This window comes from Sneathiella litorea (assembly GCF_009882915.1).
GTDB lineage: Bacteria > Pseudomonadota > Alphaproteobacteria > Sneathiellales > Sneathiellaceae > Sneathiella > Sneathiella litorea.
Genome location: NZ_WTUW01000009.1, coordinates 75,654 through 90,488 on the forward strand (window position 1 = coordinate 75,654; position 14,835 = coordinate 90,488).

General features: G+C 54.4%; 13 protein-coding genes. 5 read left to right on the plus strand and 8 right to left on the minus strand.

What is annotated here, in order from left to right; translation table 11 throughout:
* Nucleotide 1 precedes the first annotated feature (1 nt).
* The 6 genes from GQE98_RS14345 to GQE98_RS14370 all read right to left on the minus strand — a co-directional run bounded on the left by GQE98_RS14345 (nucleotide 2) and on the right by GQE98_RS14370 (nucleotide 4,912).
* The gene (locus tag GQE98_RS14345) at nucleotides 2-1,219 is read right to left on the minus strand and encodes a CpaE/TadZ family protein (RefSeq protein WP_161316404.1); all 1,218 of its coding nucleotides are present in this window, start codon (nucleotides 1,217-1,219) and stop codon (nucleotides 2-4) included.
* A 15-nt stretch (nucleotides 1,220-1,234) separates the two neighbouring features.
* On the minus strand, nucleotides 1,235-1,864 hold the full coding sequence (locus tag GQE98_RS14350) for a CpaD family pilus assembly lipoprotein (protein WP_161316405.1): 630 nt from the start codon (nucleotides 1,862-1,864) through the stop codon (nucleotides 1,235-1,237).
* Nucleotides 1,865-1,884: 20 nt separating this feature from the next.
* Nucleotides 1,885-3,288 carry a type II and III secretion system protein family protein gene (locus GQE98_RS14355; RefSeq protein WP_161316406.1) on the minus strand — a complete coding sequence of 468 codons (1,404 nt, stop codon included), beginning with the start codon at nucleotides 3,286-3,288 and terminating at the stop codon, nucleotides 1,885-1,887.
* A gap of 9 nt (nucleotides 3,289-3,297) precedes the next feature.
* Nucleotides 3,298-4,155, minus strand: a complete 858-nt coding sequence (gene cpaB / locus GQE98_RS14360) for a Flp pilus assembly protein CpaB (protein ID WP_161316407.1) — start codon at nucleotides 4,153-4,155, stop codon at nucleotides 3,298-3,300.
* 9 nt (nucleotides 4,156-4,164) lie between these two features.
* Nucleotides 4,165-4,662 (minus strand): A24 family peptidase, encoded by a 498-nt coding sequence (locus GQE98_RS14365; protein WP_202526324.1) that lies wholly within the window; start codon nucleotides 4,660-4,662, stop codon nucleotides 4,165-4,167.
* Between the two features lie 61 nt (nucleotides 4,663-4,723).
* Nucleotides 4,724-4,912, minus strand: a complete 189-nt coding sequence (locus GQE98_RS14370) for a Flp family type IVb pilin (RefSeq protein WP_161316409.1) — start codon at nucleotides 4,910-4,912, stop codon at nucleotides 4,724-4,726.
* 612 nt (nucleotides 4,913-5,524) lie between these two features.
* On the opposite strand from GQE98_RS14370, the gene GQE98_RS14375 reads away from it, so the two are divergent.
* Nucleotides 5,525-6,757 carry a glycosyltransferase family protein gene (locus GQE98_RS14375; protein WP_161316410.1) on the plus strand — a complete coding sequence of 411 codons (1,233 nt, stop codon included), beginning with the start codon at nucleotides 5,525-5,527 and terminating at the stop codon, nucleotides 6,755-6,757.
* 11 nt (nucleotides 6,758-6,768) lie between these two features.
* On the opposite strand, the gene GQE98_RS14380 is transcribed toward GQE98_RS14375, so the two are convergent.
* Nucleotides 6,769-7,683 (minus strand): glucosaminidase domain-containing protein, encoded by a 915-nt coding sequence (locus tag GQE98_RS14380; protein WP_161316411.1) that lies wholly within the window; start codon nucleotides 7,681-7,683, stop codon nucleotides 6,769-6,771.
* A 315-nt stretch (nucleotides 7,684-7,998) separates the two neighbouring features.
* Between GQE98_RS14380 and GQE98_RS14385 the strand changes: the two genes are divergently transcribed.
* From GQE98_RS14385 to GQE98_RS14400, 4 genes are all read left to right on the plus strand, one after another.
* Complete coding sequence (locus GQE98_RS14385; protein WP_161316412.1) at nucleotides 7,999-9,303, plus strand: NAD(P)/FAD-dependent oxidoreductase; 1,305 nt, start codon at nucleotides 7,999-8,001, stop codon at nucleotides 9,301-9,303.
* A 30-nt stretch (nucleotides 9,304-9,333) separates the two neighbouring features.
* Complete coding sequence (locus GQE98_RS14390) at nucleotides 9,334-11,751, plus strand: GcvT family protein (RefSeq protein WP_161316413.1); 2,418 nt, start codon at nucleotides 9,334-9,336, stop codon at nucleotides 11,749-11,751.
* Between the two features lie 26 nt (nucleotides 11,752-11,777).
* A complete protein-coding gene (locus tag GQE98_RS14395; RefSeq protein WP_246157357.1) occupies nucleotides 11,778-13,328 on the plus strand; it encodes a trimethylamine methyltransferase family protein in 1,551 nt (516 codons plus the stop codon).
* An 89-nt stretch (nucleotides 13,329-13,417) separates the two neighbouring features.
* A complete protein-coding gene (locus tag GQE98_RS14400) occupies nucleotides 13,418-13,753 on the plus strand; it encodes a hypothetical protein (protein ID WP_161316415.1) in 336 nt (111 codons plus the stop codon).
* A 3-nt stretch (nucleotides 13,754-13,756) separates the two neighbouring features.
* On the opposite strand, the gene paaE is transcribed toward GQE98_RS14400, so the two are convergent.
* Entirely contained in the window at nucleotides 13,757-14,827 is a 1,071-nt protein-coding gene (gene paaE / locus GQE98_RS14405; RefSeq protein ID WP_161316416.1) for a 1,2-phenylacetyl-CoA epoxidase subunit PaaE, read from the minus strand.
* Nucleotides 14,828-14,835 lie beyond the last annotated feature (8 nt).

Below are 14,835 nucleotides of genomic sequence, written 5' to 3' on the forward strand. Positions count from 1 at the left end.
CTCAGCCTCCTCTCAGTCCCGAGAGCCAGTTCGACCGGGCCGGTTTTTCCCGCTGACCGATAAGTTCCGAAGCCAATTTCAAATAGGCATCGGTGATCGGAACTTTCGCCCGCGCGACCGGTTCGGCATTCATGCTGGCGACAGCGAGCTTTTTCTTATCGAATGGAATAGTGATATCAATCTGATGGTCGACAAACTGGGTGATCTTTTCAATTGGCAGTTCCACACCCGAACGGGCCCGCGACCGATTAAGGACGAGGAGGGTCTTCTTCTCTTCCGCTTCCGATTTCAGGAATTTTAGTATTCGTGCGGCATCCCGCACCGCCGCCAGGCTTGTATCCATCACCAGCAATCGCACATCGGCATTTTTAAGCACCGTCATCGCCGTTGCCGGTGCGGACCGGTCAATGTCATGAATAATGAAGTGATAACGACTGCGAAGATGCTGCATCAACCGCGCAACTGCGGCGCCGTCGTAGGTATGAGCTGCATCAATCTCTGTTTCTGACGCGAGCAGTTTCAGCTTCTCTTCTGCTTCCAGTGTCGCCCGATCAACGAAAACATTATCAATCCGGTCAGGATCCGTCAGCAGTTCTGCAAGGCCGGAAGTGGGTTCAAGTCCTAATTCCAGGGCAAGCGTACCGCAGGTCAGGTTAAGATCGGCGAGCATCACCTGACGGTTATGGTGATTGGCAAGCAGCCATCCCGTATTCAATGCGGTGGTTGTCGCGCCTACCCCGCCCCTTACACCATATACGGCGACGGACTTGCCAACCCGTGGCTCCGCGTTGCGCGCGGCGATCTGGCCACTTGCCCGGGCAACCGCACGATAAAGCAAATCACTCGGTACCGGCTTGACCAGATAGTCGGTCACGCCAATTTCCATCAGGTCCCGGTACAGCCCGACGTTATCCCGTGTGCCGAGCACCACCACATTAACCTGCGGTGGACAAATATCGGCAAGGGCCTGCAAATCTGAGAGGGGTAGCGCCACCTTGGAGATATCGACAATCAGCACTGTCGGCATGGCTTTATCGGTGTAGTCCCGGATAGCCTCTGGAAGGGAACCACGACGAATTTGACTATTCGAGTAGCCCCATTTCGGCAAGAGGTCTTTCAGCTGTTTCTCTGTCTCCTTGTCCGCAACGTAGGCGGCGGCCCCGGCACTCTTTTCGGCATTCGGGAAAGTGACAATTTCAAGGGAATTGCGTACAGGCATTATTTGTGATCCGGCTTATTGATTAGCAGGTGGAAATGGCACCGGTGCAAGTCGTTGGTAAGTCGTCACGGCCTTAACCTCCGACCGGGCAAGCGGCGGTGCGAGATAATTTCTATTCTGCGTGCTACCCGGATTGACGAGGCTCATCATCCGGTTCCGGTTCACGGCACAGCCAAATCCCGGCGACGTCATTGCGGTATGATCCAGCAGCCGTTGATCGAGATGGGCGCCGCAATTACCAAGGGTGTAACTGTAATAAGTCACAACAACATCGAGAACACGCCCTTTTGTTGTTGCAAGGGTACCGGGCATAATGTCCACGGCGCTCCGCCGATGCAGGCCCGATTGCTCAAGGAGAGTCACAATATCCCGCTCCGTTAGACTATTCCCCACTGGCTGAAACTTCACATATCCGGGCGGGTCCAATGTAAGTTTCTGAAGGAAGCTTGACAGACCTTGGCCGTTTTGTGCCCTTAAGAATCCATCTGGACCGTTGCTATAAAAGGACAGATGATAACTTTGACTTTGCAATTCGGTTTTCGCAAGATTTTGAGGAAGAATTCTTGACATCTCTGAGCCACTGCAACCCGTTAAAAGCAAAATGCCACAGAGGAGAAGGAGCCCGCCTTTCGATAAATTTTGCATTGTCGCAGAATTCCTTTTCTTCAATAGATATATCCTGCCGGGCCTTTCAGGGTGAGACCATCTTGCCCTTTACCCTGCGGAATCTCAGGCGCAAGCGTTGGCAGAGCCAGCTTTCCTGTCATCATTTTTTCTTCCAGGTCCGTCGGCCGGTAGTTTTCTGTCGGGCTTGCGAATACGGCATTGTCACGCGGCGCGACGATATTTGCTGTCGCAATAATCACGAGTTCCGTCTCCATATTCTGATAACGGCTGGATCGGAACAGCGGTCCCAATATCGCGAGGTCCGCAAGCCATGGGACTTCATTGACCAGGTTGCGCGTCTGGTTCTGCAGCAGGCCGGCAACGGCGAAACTCTGTCCACTGGCAAGCTCAATTGTCGCCTCTGTCCGGCGAACGGCTATGCCCGGTATTCGAAAGTTATTCACGACAACGGCCCCGGCCTCGGAAATTTCACTCACTTCAGGACGAATATGGATACTGATCCGCTTATCGGAGAGCACGGTTGGCGTGATATCAAGAATAACCCCGAATTTCTTGAATTCGATCGTGACCTGATCGTCCGTCGCGGAAACGGGTATCGGAAACTCCCCCCCGGCGAAGAAACTCGCGGTTTCCCCGGAACGTGATGTTAAATTGGGTTCCGCCAGAATGGTTAGAAGCTTTTCCTCCGCCAACGCATCGATGACAACCGAGGCCGAGCCTTGGCTTCCCTGATACCCAAACAACCCGCTCCCGCCTAAACCAGTACTTGACGACCCCGGTATCAACTGCCCCCCAATCAGGGAAGGCCAACGGTTGGTGATTAACCCAATGGCAAGCGAACCCGGATTCAATAGTATATCCCAGTTAATGCCGAGGTTTTTGGTTGCCTCCCTGTTCATCTCAACGATGCGGACCCGGATATTTACCTGTGAAGGTGCCAACATCTCCATGCGGTTGATAATTTCCTCCCCCTCGCCCAAAAACCCTTGCACTACGGAGACAATTTGCTCTGCCTGGACAGCTGTGCGCGCGAGACCGGTGAGTAAAATGCGGCCTGGAGTGGACTTGACAGCGAGATTACTGCCGGGAAACTGTTCTTCTAGAAGCTGCAACAGCGTCACTAGGTCGCGTGTGACCGTGATAGATTGGTCAAATAAAACCGCGCCACCCTCCCCCAGTGCCATGACATGGGTCCGGCCGGGGGTCTTGCCAAAAACAAACAGCCCGTTGGAGGCCGTAACCTGAATATCAGCGATTTCAGGATTAGTCACCAGAACCTCGGTGACGGGAACACTGAGCGGAAAGAGCTGTCCCTGATTGACGTCAAGCGACAGATGCGCGTTATTCTCAATGGCGCGCGCGTAACCCGCGGGCGGGGATAGCAGAAAGAGAACAAACAGCATTAACAGGATATAACCGATTGTCTGGAAACTAACTCTCATGATGGCGCCCTACTTTCCGACCGGGGGAGTCAGGGTAACAACCGATGTCTCCCCGCCACGCATTATTCGTATATCGCGCGCGCGCGTCTGCCCGAGAACCGCGGGAGCAGGTTTCAAATTCGGGAAAAGGTCACTTGCCGAAATCTCTGCTTTTTTGGTGGTTTTCTCAGTTTTTCCAGAGACCGCTCCCCCATGAAGGGCAATACGTAATTCGCCGACGGCCTCCGCCATGGAGACAAGTTCAACGTCTTCTGGCGAAAGTGCCAGTGACAGCGGTTTTGCTGTTGATTTCCCGCCTGTGGCGCTTTTCCCGCCATCCGCCTCCAAGGCAATGACACGGTTTTTTTCAAGAATGGTTCTGACAACCGTTTCCCCGGACCTTACCGCATGGGGCGGTGTGACATAGGTGAGAATAAGGTCGACATAATCGCCTGGGAGTAAACCTTCGAAATCATCCAGATTTTCAATAGTCACCGGTCGCACACGCATTCCCTCCCCGAGTAGCGCCTTGTGATAACCGTTTTCGTAAGGTCGGATAAAATGGGTGTCTTTAAGGAAAACATCCTTTTTCAGGGATCTCGTAAAAACCGCGCCCTGCCAGTTTGTCAGATCCATTTGTTCCATTTTGAGAAAAGGTGCGCCGTCCCGATCGGAAGGAATAAGACCCCACTCCACCATTGATTTATCCAGGATGGCGCCCTTGCTAACGTCAGTCACCAGCCGCAGAGCCCAAATGTCCGCCGCGCTTTTGGGTAAAGTTGGTGGAAAGCCAATATTCTTATCGCGATCAAACAGATATTGATTACCCAGGTAGGCAGCGGACCCCAAGAACAGGGCTGCGAGGAGTATAAAAATAAAACTTCTCATCCTTTCCCCCTAGTTGCCCGAAATAAAGCTGCCAAAGAGCGCCACTGTGCCACCCATCGCAATAGCAACACCATATGGGACAGACAAATCGGCGCTTTCTACTGATACAGAAGTGTATTTCTGAAACGGGGAAAACGCCCATTCCCATATCATCCGAAAGATCGGAATCACGATAGCCAGAGCAAGAATTCCGCCGCAAATCCCTGTTATTACTAAGAAATCAAATCCCGAAACCGGCCCCACCCAAAGCATGACTGCCGTTGCCAACTTGACATCGCCACCGCCGACCTTACCGAAGGAAAAGCCCGTTGCCAGCACAATGAACAACATGCCCGCCCAGATCACATGACCAACAATATCGATTGAATGAACCGAGAAAGAGGCATAGAGAACAAAAAGCAGCACAAGCGCCAATGAAATCCAGTTGCGTATTACGCGACGCGTCAAGTCGGTATATGCAGCCAGCCACAGCAGCAAAATTGCCAAAATGGGATAAGCAGGAGTCATGATGCCCAACCCCTCCCGACGCGGGAAATCCCGGCCGGGAGGTAATGTGATGTAATATTATTCAGTTCGAACTGCCGCCACTGCTTCCCGATCCGGTAATGTCTATGTCATTAAAGGCAGTTTGAAGCTTGGTATAAAAAGCGGTCCCCGCAACACCGACCACGGCTGCCGCTGCGGCCGCCATTAACGCATATTCAACAGCCGTAACGCCGCTTTCATCCCGGAAAAGTTTGGTTAGACTCTTTTTCATTTTGTTCTCCTTCACATCAGCTAATTATGGGGCATGAATCCCGCCTTGCAGGCACAACACCCTTAATGATTGTTATTGAACCAAATTGGATCCACAAGAACATCATTCTTTATGGAACAGGCAATCAAAACATCGCCGGCCAACATGGTTCTAACTTTGGATCTTCACTAATTACGCAACAAAAGGAAACTATGATCACTACTTATAGATAGAGTCACTATAATCCCCTATTTCTGTTCATTAATTTCAATTTTCGACTAATTTTAGTATTAATAGAATTAATAGTGATGTCAGTATAATTATCCCTAATTTATAGTTAATGGTGTATTTAATTATGGTTAATACTCGTTTAAAATACATTAGCGTGTTTTAATATATTATTTACGCACTTTATAATTGCATATTTTTTGATATTTCTCTCTCGCAATACTAGATTCTAAGAATCATTGCCGTTCCTGCACGGCGTCATATTGTATCTTATTTGCACTCCCTGCCCTGGTCCCGGTGTTCCCAAAGACTCTATTCTTCGTGTAAATGTAACTGACCGAAGATATAAAGTTGAACTATCAGGCATAAGCTCGTATATGCGGGGCGGAACAAGCGGAGGCCGACATGAACAAGATCGAAAGTGCAAGACGCATCTTGATCTATAGCCACGACTCATTTGGCCTTGGCCATTTAAGGCGGTGCATGGTGATGGCCAACTCGCTGGTTGAGCAAAACCAGAACATGTCAGTCCTCATCCTTTCCGGATCCCCGATAATCGGCAGCTTCGATTTCAAGGCCCGCGTCGACTTCGTCCGCATCCCGGGCATTATCAAGTTACGCAACGGGGAGTACACCTCGCTCAGCCTGCATATCAACACCGAACAAACGCTAGCCATGCGGGCCTCCATTATCAAACATACGGCGGAGACATTCGATCCGGACATCTTCATTGTCGACAAGGAACCCTATGGCCTGAAAGGCGAGGTGACGGAGACACTCGAAATGCTGAAGGCCACCGGCACCCGTCTTGTGCTGGGGCTTCGCGATGTTCTGGATGATCCGGCCCTGCTGGCACCAGAGTGGGAACGCAAGAATGTCCTTCCGGCCCTGGAAAATCTTTACGATGATATCTGGATTTTCGGCGTCAAGCAGATTTACAACCCGCTCATAGGCCTCGAAATCCCGGCAAACGTTAAACGGAAAATCACCTATACCGGCTATCTGCAACGTACGGCACCCGCAATATCAGGACCCGCCATCCTGGAGGAAATGACCGAACCCTACGTACTGGTGACGGTCGGCGGCGGCGGCGATGGCGATGTCCTGACGGATTGGGTCCTCCGCGCCTATGAAGGAAACCGGCAACCTCCCTTGAATGCCCTGTTTGTTCTGGGCCCTTTTATGCCGCCAGATACACGCGCAAGCTTTCGCGACCGCATACAGCAGTTGCCGCGCGTGCGGGCTGTTACCTTCGATAGCCATATGGAAAGCCTGATGAAGGAGGCAACCGCGGTTGTTGCCATGGGCGGCTACAATACTTTCTGCGAAGTCCTTTCCATGAACAAGCGAGCGCTCATCATCCCGAGAACGGTGCCGCGCCTGGAGCAGTATATCCGCGCAACCCGAGCCGCAGAAGCCGGTCTCATTGGTGTTCTGGTTGACGATGACGAACGGGCAAGTGACACAATGTTGACGGCGCTCCGTCACTTATCCCAACAAAAGAAGCCTTCGGAAGTCGTGATTCCAGGCCTATTGGACGGCTTGCCAAACCTGAACCGGCTTGTGCGACTGCGCTTCAAGGCTGTTGATAAAAGACGGGCGGCCATGTCCGCAGGTCAGGCTATCGCTTCTGATTGATCCTTGGGTCGTTATTTCAGCGTCACATACATTATTTTCTCATCCGCAATTCTGGCTGCATCTAGTGGCGACAAGTCATTGTGGGTCATGATCGCCTCGATATTCTTGACGTAGGCTTCCCCCCTTTCGGAGTATCTGATCAAGGTGCCCACCAAATCGGGACCAGTAACTGTCTGCTCTTGTGCGCGAAGGGTCGCCCGGGCTTTTCGAAAATCCGCATAGGCATCATGGGAATTGAGATTGAGCATATAGGCCTGTACCGAGGCGAGCGGCGTCTTAAAGGCTTCAACGCTGTAGTTGCCTTTGCTTTTGCGCTGCTCCTTTGGCTTGATGCCACCCTTGTAGCTCCATTGTCCAAATAAGGCATTTCCCTCGGTCGCAAAGCGCGACGTACCCCAGCCGCTCTCATCCACCATTTGCGCGACAATCAGGGATGGCGGAACGATATCCACCCGATGCTTGAGCTCGTGCCAGAAACTTTCATCAATATCGCGCCCCCCAAGACCATAGTTATCGGCCTGCTCCAGAAGCCATTTTTCATCGGCTTTCGATAGCGCCTTGCCAGCGGCGTGATCCTCCTCCAGAGTCTTCAGATGTTTCCTGTCCTCGCGGAGGGCGTGGTTGGCAACGAAGGCAAGCGGAATGGAGAGCCGGAGAAAGGTGCGCTTTTTCTCCGCGACCGGTAATTCAGGGGCCACTTTCTTGCGCCACTCCTCCGGGATATCAAGGATAACGTAGGGCGGAACAGGCTGCGTTCCCTCTTTCCATTTCGCTATCGAATAACCCTTGCCCTCAAAGAAACGGGAGAACTCATCGAAGTTCTGCATAGTGATTGTTTCCGCGTGAAGCGGTAATATGGTCCCCAACAGGAGAGTGCCGACGACAGCCCCGCCAGCAAGCCCTTTGATCAATTTTCTGTTGTTCATTCTATGACGCTCCCCAAACTCTCCGGTTGAATGAGAATACTATGCCATGAATTTGCGCCTGTCGGGAACCTGTTCTGTATTATTCTCTCCGCGACTCTCCCCTGAAAACAGAAAACCCCACAAATATCGGCTTAATACAACGATCCGCGGTGGGAATAATTTATACCCCGCCGACCCGCTTTTTATTGAGAACGACATGACTTTCGTTTTTTCGTACTAATGTATGGCGATTGGGCAGTTTCCACTTGCAAGCGATCTTCCTCAGGTGAAATATTTAAGAAGTTCACCGAACATGCGGTTAGGGAGAGACAGCCAATGAGCGACAAATATGATGCCGTGATCATCGGTGCCGGGGTTATCGGGGCCTGCATTGCCTATGAACTTTCCAAGGCGGGCCGCAAGGTGTTGTCGATCGACCGCCTGCCCGCTTCCGGCTTCGGCTCAACATCTGCCTCCTGCGCGATCATCCGCACCTATTATTCCGCGCTGGATACCTGCGCCCTTGCCTATGAGGGGTGGTTCTACTGGAAGAACTGGGCCGACTATATCGGCGTTGAGGATGAGAAAGGCCTGATCAAGTACCACGATACGGGCGCATTGATCGTGAAGACACCGCATAACGACTATATGCAGAAAATCTGTACCCTGATGGACAAGATTGGCTGCCCCTATGAACATCTGACGCCGGAGCAGATGCGCGAAAAACTGCCGATTATCGACACTCATCAGTTTGCACCGGTAAAACGACCGGAAGACCCCACCTTCGGGGAACCGACGGATGAGACAGTGCCGGGAGGCGTCTTTTTCCCGCGCGGCGGCTATGTCAGCGATCCGCAGCTTGCCGCCCATAACGCCCAGCGCGCGGCAGAAGCCCATGGTGCAACCTTCAAATTCAACGCCGAAGTCACCACGATCCGTCAGTCGGGCGGCCGCGTCACCGGGGTTACATTGAAAGACGGCACCGAGATTGACGCGCCCGTTGTTGTCAACGTTGCCGGACCGCATTCGGGGAAGGTCAATGAAATGGCCGGGGTGCTGGAGGATATGAAAATGACCACCCGCGCGCTTCGGCATGAGGTGGCGCATGTCCCCTCTCCCGACGGGTTCGATTTTGAGTCCGACGGAGTCGTGCTTTCCGACAGTGACGTCGGGGTCTATTGCCGGCCCGAACTTGGCAATCATATCCTGATCGGATCGGAGGACCCGAAATGCGATACGCAGGAATGGGTCGATCCGGATAATTTCAACGAGGATTTTACCGAGCAGTGGAACGCGCAGGTTTTGCGCCTTGCCCAGAGATTTCCTGCGTTGGGCATACCACGGAAGACAAAGGGCGTTGTCGCGCTCTATGACGTGACCAGGGACTGGGTACCGATCTATGACAAGACCAGTCTCGATGGTTATTACCTCGCCATCGGGACCAGCGGCAACCAGTTCAAGAACGCGCCGGTTGCCGGGCGGATGATGGAGAAACTGATCCGCGAATGCGAGGCGGGCCGCGATCATGACGCCGATCCGGTTCATTTCCATCTTGAAAATATCGATTACGATCTTTCCATGGGGACATTTTCGCGCAACCGGGAGGTCAGCAAGGACAGCAGCTTTACCGTCCTTGGATAGAAGATAGAACAAATACGGGGGAGCAAAAACATGAAATCCCATGTCAAGGTAGCCGTCATCGGAGGGGGCGTTGTCGGCTGTTCCGTCCTCTATCACCTGGCCAAGCTCGGCTGGACCGATATCGCGCTGATCGAGCGGTCGGAGCTGACCTCCGGCTCCACCTGGCATGCGGCAGGTGGTTTTCATACCATCAATTCCGATACCAATATCGCCGCCCTGCAAGGCTATACCATCAAGCTTTACAAGGAGCTGGAGGAACTTTCCGGACAGTCTTGCGGCCTGCATCATGTCGGCGGTATTACGCTTGCGGGCACACCGGACCGTATGGATTACCTGAAGACCGAGCGGGCAAAGCATCGTTATATGGGGCTTGATACCCATATCATCGGGCCGGCGGAGATCAAGGAACTCTCCCCCATTACCAATGTCGAGGGCGTGATCGGCGGCCTCTATGATCCGCTCGACGGTCATCTCGATCCCTCCGGCACCACCCACGCCTATGCCATGTGCGCGCGCAAGCTCGGCGCCGAGATTTATCTTCGCAATCCCGTTCTGGAACTGAACCCGCAACCAGACGGAAGCTGGCAGGTCGTCACCAAGGACGGCACGATCAACGCCGAATATGTGGTCAATGCGGGCGGACTCTGGGCGCGGGAACTGGGCGAGATGGTCGGCATCTTCCTCCCGCTGCACCCGATGGAGCACCAATATCTGATCACCGAAGATATTCCCGAGATCTATGAGCTCGGGCGAGAGCATCCCCATGTCATGGACCCCGAGGGCGAAAGCTATCTCCGGCAGGAAGGGCGCGGTCTCTGCATTGGCTTTTACGAACAGGACTGCGATCCATGGGGCGTGAATGGCACACCGCTTGATTTCGGCCATGAACTGCTCCCCAACAAGCTCGACCGTATCGAGGACAGCATGGAATTCGCCTTCAATCGCTTCCCGGTCCTCGGCACGGCAGGCGTCAAGAACGTGATCAATGGCCCCTTCACCTTCGCGCCGGATGGCAACCCGCTGGTCGGACCGATACCGGGGCTCAAGAACTACTGGTCCGCCTGTGCGGTGATGGCAGGATTCAGTCAGGGCGGCGGCGTCGGCCTCACCCTCGCCGAATGGATGATCGAGGGCGAACCAAGCCGTGACGTCTTCGCCATGGATGTAGCGCGTTATGGCGACTACTGCTCCCGTCCCTACGCGCGCAAGAAGGTCACCGAGAATTACCAGCGCCGCTTCAGTATCTCCTACCCCAATGAGGAACTGCCCGCTGCGCGTCCCTTCCAGACAACACCCGCCTATTCGATCTGGAAAGATCAGCGTGCCGTCTTCGGGCAGGCCTACGGGATGGAGGCGGTCAACTATTTCGCGCCGGAGGGAGAGCCGCTACTGGAGACACCTTCCTTCCGCCGGTCCAATGCCTTTGACGCGGTTGGCACAGAGTGCCGGGCCGTGCGCGAAAAGGTCGGAATCACGGAAATACACAACTTCGGCAAATACAAGGTGATGGGCCACAAGGCGGCGGAGTGGATCGATATGATCATGGCGGGACGCGTGCCCAAGGTCGGCCGGATGAGCCTGAGCCCGATGCTGAGCCCGAAAGGACGCCTGATCGGCGACTTTACCATCGCAAGGCTGGGCGAAGAAGAGTTCCAGCTCACCGCCTCCTTCGGGGCGCAAGGCTATCATCTTCGCTGGTTCTGGGATCATTTGCCGGAGACAGGCGTCGAGATCGAGAATGTCAGCCTCAAACGCATCGGGTTCCAGATTGCTGGCCCGCGGGCGCGTGATTTACTCGCCAAGGTAACCTATGAGGATGTCTCGACAGCGGCCTTTCCCTTTATGGCGGTGAAACGCATGGGCGTTGGACTGTCCGATGCCATTGTCCAGCGGGTCACCTATACCGGCGATCTCGGCTATGAAATCTATGTCCCTGCCGATGAACAGATCGGCCTCTATGAAGTGCTGGCCGAAGCCGGCAAGGAATTTGGCCTGACGCCGTTCGGGATGCGCGCGATGATGAGTTTGCGCCTTGAAAAATCCTTCGGCTCCTGGATGCGGGAGTTCAAGCCCGACTACACGGCAGAGGAAACCGGCCTCGATCGCTTCGTCGCCTATAACAAGCCTGCGGATTTCATCGGCAAGGCCGCTGTGCTGAAAAAAAAGGCGGAGGGCGTCAAACGCAAGCTGTCCACCTTTGTTGTCGACGCGCTGGATGCAGATGTCCATGGGGATGAGCCGATTTGGAAGGACGGCAAGGTTGTCGGCTTCGTCACTTCCGGCGGCTATGCCCATTATGTCGGGAAATCCGTCGCCATTGGGTTTACCCCGCCTGACATGATCGAGGAAGGCGGCGAGTTCGAGATCGAGATACTGGGAGAAATGCGGCCCGCGAAAATGGTGCTCGAGCCGCTGCTCGACCCGACGGCGGAACGGATGCGGGGATAAACGTCCCGCTCTATTGAAAGGAGATAATGATGACGGCAGGAAATGAACGCTCTCCCGGTCGGCGATCCCGGCGCGGCCACCGGGTCAAGGCAAGCTTCACCCAGCTCCCCCGCCAGAAAGTCGTCAACACGTTCAAGCCCACCGAGCTTCTGTCCGAAGACCAGATCGAGGATATCCATAACGCCTCCATGGAGATCCTTGAAAATATCGGCATCATGGTCCGTTTGCCAAGGGCGCGGGAAATCCTGAAAAAAGCCGGGCAGAAGGTCGATGAGGATACCCAGATCGTCTATTTCGATCGCGGCTTCATCATGGAGGCAATGTCGCACGCACCATCCGAATTCACCCTGCATGCCCCCAACCCCGAATGCGACCTCGCCATTGGCGGACAGAATCTCGTATTCTCCATGGTGGCGAGCACGCCCAACGCGATGGATATGGATGGCGGACGGCGGACCGGCAACCGGGTGGATTTCCGAAATTTCCTGAAACTGACCCAGAGCCTCAATATCCTTGGGACCAGCGGCGGCTATCCAGTGGAGCCGGTAGACATCCACGCCTCTATCCGGCATCTGGAATGCGGGCGGGATTTTGCGACGCTGACGGAAAAGGTGCCCTATATCTATTCCCTCGGTCGGCAGCGAAACCTCGACGGGATCGAGATGGCGCGGATCATGCGTGGCATTTCGATGGAGGAAATGCTGACCCAGCCGAGCCTGTTCACCATCATCAATTCCAACTCCCCCCTGATGCTGGATTCCCCCATGCTTGAGGGAATTATCGAGATGGCGGCCCATGGGCAGGTTGTGATGCTGACGCCCTTTACCTTATCCGGCGCAATGGCCCCGGTGACGCTCGCGGGTGCACTCGCCCAGCAGAATGCTGAAGCCCTCGCCGGAATGAGCCTCGCCCAGACCGTGCGGCCCGGCGCCCCGGTCGTCTATGGCAGCTTTACCTCCAATGTGGACATGAAGTCCGGCGCACCCGCGTTCGGCACACCGGAATATGCCAAGGCGACCATCGCCAGCGGGCAGCTTATCCGGCGTTATAATATTCCCTACCGGTCGTCCAACGTAAATGCCTCAAACGCGCCGGATGCACAGGCGGCCTATGAATCGGAAATGTCGCTCTGGTCGCTGGTCCTTGGCGGGGCGAATTTCGTCAAGCATTCCACCGGCTGGCTGGAAGGTGGCCTGAGCGCGAGTTTCGAGAAAGTCATCATGGATGTGGAAATGATCCAGATGATGATCGAGATGATGAAACCCATCGACACCTCGCCGGACTCACTTGCCCTCGATGCCATGCGGGAGGCCGGGCATGGCGGACATTTCTTCGGCACCCAGCATACACAGGAACGGTATGAAACCGCCTTCTACACCCCGATCCTGTCTGACTGGCGGAATTTCGAGAGCTGGGTCGAGGCCGGCTCGCCGGACGCAATGAAACGCGCCAATACCATCTATAAATCCATTCTCGCGGAGTATGAAGAGCCCCCTCATGATCCGGCCCGGCTGGAGGAGCTCAATGAGTTTATCGACAAGCGTATTGCGGAAGGCGGCGTCAAGACAGACTTCTGACGACTACACGAGTATTTTACGTCGTCGACATTGTTTCACCGCTAAGACAACATAGCTTTAAGGAAAGATCCTTTTCCGGAGTTATCCTGATGCGCCGTCCATTCCTTCTGTTGATCAGTTTCTGCCTCGTCAATTTCTCAGTTGTTCCCCTGGCCGCGGCCGATCTCACAAGTGCACGCTGCCAAACGGAAATTAAGAATGAAATCGCCAAGCTCTCCCTGCCGCCGGAGCGAATCGAGAGCACAGAGATAGTCAATATCTATGACAGCAACGGTGTCGGCGGCGGGCGTATTGATCGTGTCGAAGGCTGGGTTTCCTTCACCGATTGCAAGGGCAACCTCGTCGTCAGCGTCAGCGCGGCCTGCATCCCGCTGCAGACCTACACGACCTATGAATGCCGCGTGCCGGGCGTCAAAAATTTCTGATCCTCACGCGTCGTAATCGACCACCACATCGTCTGTTAGCGGGTGTGACTGACAGGTCAGGACGAAGCCGTCCGCCACGTCATCATCTTCCAGCGCGTAGTTGGTGTCCATGCGCACCTCACCACTGATGACCTTGGCGCGGCAGGTGGAACACACCCCGCCCTTGCAGGCATAGGGCAGATCAAGACCCTGATCGAGCCCAGCCTCAAGAATGGAATTCCCCTCTTCCGTCACTTCAACATCCGACCGGCGGCCGTTCAGGATAATCCCGACCTGACGCAACGGCCCTGCTTCCTCCATTTGCGGCGTCTGGATCTCCGCCATTTTCGCAGCTTCCGTGATGAACAGCTCAAAATGGATATGAGACTTGTCCATTCCTCTGGCCTGAAGGGCCGCTTCGGCGGCATGGATCATCTCCTCCGGTCCGCATAGGAACGCCTCATCCAGTGACGCAACATCAATCACACTCTCGAACAGAGCGGCGCATTTTTCCGCATCGATCCGGCCGTTGAACAGCTCCACATCCTGATGCTCCCGGCTGAGGATATGCATGATATTGAAGCGATCAGGATAGATATTCTTCAGATCCTCAAGCGCCTCCAGAAAGATGATGCCGGAAACACTCCGGTTGCCATAGACAAGCGTCACACGGGAGGCAGGCTCTGTTTTCAGGATCGTCTTGATAATCGACAGGATGGGGGTGATGCCGCTGCCCGCCGCGATGGCGAGATAATGTTTGGCATTCTCCGCCGAAAGCGGCGTGAAGAAACGCCCCTGCGGTTCCATCACGTCGATCACTTTGCCCGGACGGAAATTTTCATTGGCGTAGTTCGAATATTTTCCTCCGGCAATCTTTTTCACGGCGATACGTAATTCAGGTTCCCCCACGGCGCTGCAAATCGAGTAGGAACGACGCACTTCCTCCCCATCCAGAACTTCTTTCAGGGTCAGATGCTGCCCTTGCGTGAAACGGTAGGCCTCCTTCAAATCCTCCGGCACATCGAAAGAGATTGAAATCGCGTCCTTTGTCTCCTGCACCACATCCTTGATTTTGAGAGGATGGATAATCGTCATTGATACGG

Excerpts from the sequence above, each read along its gene's own strand:
- paaE (WP_161316416.1), bottom strand. The coding sequence starts at position 14,827 with ATGACGATTATCCATCCTCTCAAAATCAAGGATGTGGTGCAGGAGACA.
- GQE98_RS14370 (WP_161316409.1), bottom strand. The coding sequence starts at position 4,912 with ATGAAAAAGAGTCTAACCAAACTTTTCCGGGATGAAAGCGGCGTTACG.
- GQE98_RS14350 (WP_161316405.1), bottom strand. The coding sequence starts at position 1,864 with ATGCAAAATTTATCGAAAGGCGGGCTCCTTCTCCTCTGTGGCATTTTG.
- cpaB (WP_161316407.1), bottom strand. The coding sequence starts at position 4,155 with ATGAGAAGTTTTATTTTTATACTCCTCGCAGCCCTGTTCTTGGGGTCC.
- GQE98_RS14375 (WP_161316410.1), top strand. The coding sequence starts at position 5,525 with ATGAACAAGATCGAAAGTGCAAGACGCATCTTGATCTATAGCCACGAC.
- GQE98_RS14380 (WP_161316411.1), bottom strand. The coding sequence starts at position 7,683 with ATGAACAACAGAAAATTGATCAAAGGGCTTGCTGGCGGGGCTGTCGTC.
- GQE98_RS14385 (WP_161316412.1), top strand. The coding sequence starts at position 7,999 with ATGAGCGACAAATATGATGCCGTGATCATCGGTGCCGGGGTTATCGGG.
- GQE98_RS14345 (WP_161316404.1), bottom strand. The coding sequence starts at position 1,219 with ATGCCTGTACGCAATTCCCTTGAAATTGTCACTTTCCCGAATGCCGAA.
- GQE98_RS14395 (WP_246157357.1), top strand. The coding sequence starts at position 11,778 with ATGATGACGGCAGGAAATGAACGCTCTCCCGGTCGGCGATCCCGGCGC.
- GQE98_RS14365 (WP_202526324.1), bottom strand. The coding sequence starts at position 4,662 with ATGACTCCTGCTTATCCCATTTTGGCAATTTTGCTGCTGTGGCTGGCT.
- GQE98_RS14390 (WP_161316413.1), top strand. The coding sequence starts at position 9,334 with ATGAAATCCCATGTCAAGGTAGCCGTCATCGGAGGGGGCGTTGTCGGC.
- GQE98_RS14355 (WP_161316406.1), bottom strand. The coding sequence starts at position 3,288 with ATGAGAGTTAGTTTCCAGACAATCGGTTATATCCTGTTAATGCTGTTT.
- GQE98_RS14400 (WP_161316415.1), top strand. The coding sequence starts at position 13,418 with ATGCGCCGTCCATTCCTTCTGTTGATCAGTTTCTGCCTCGTCAATTTC.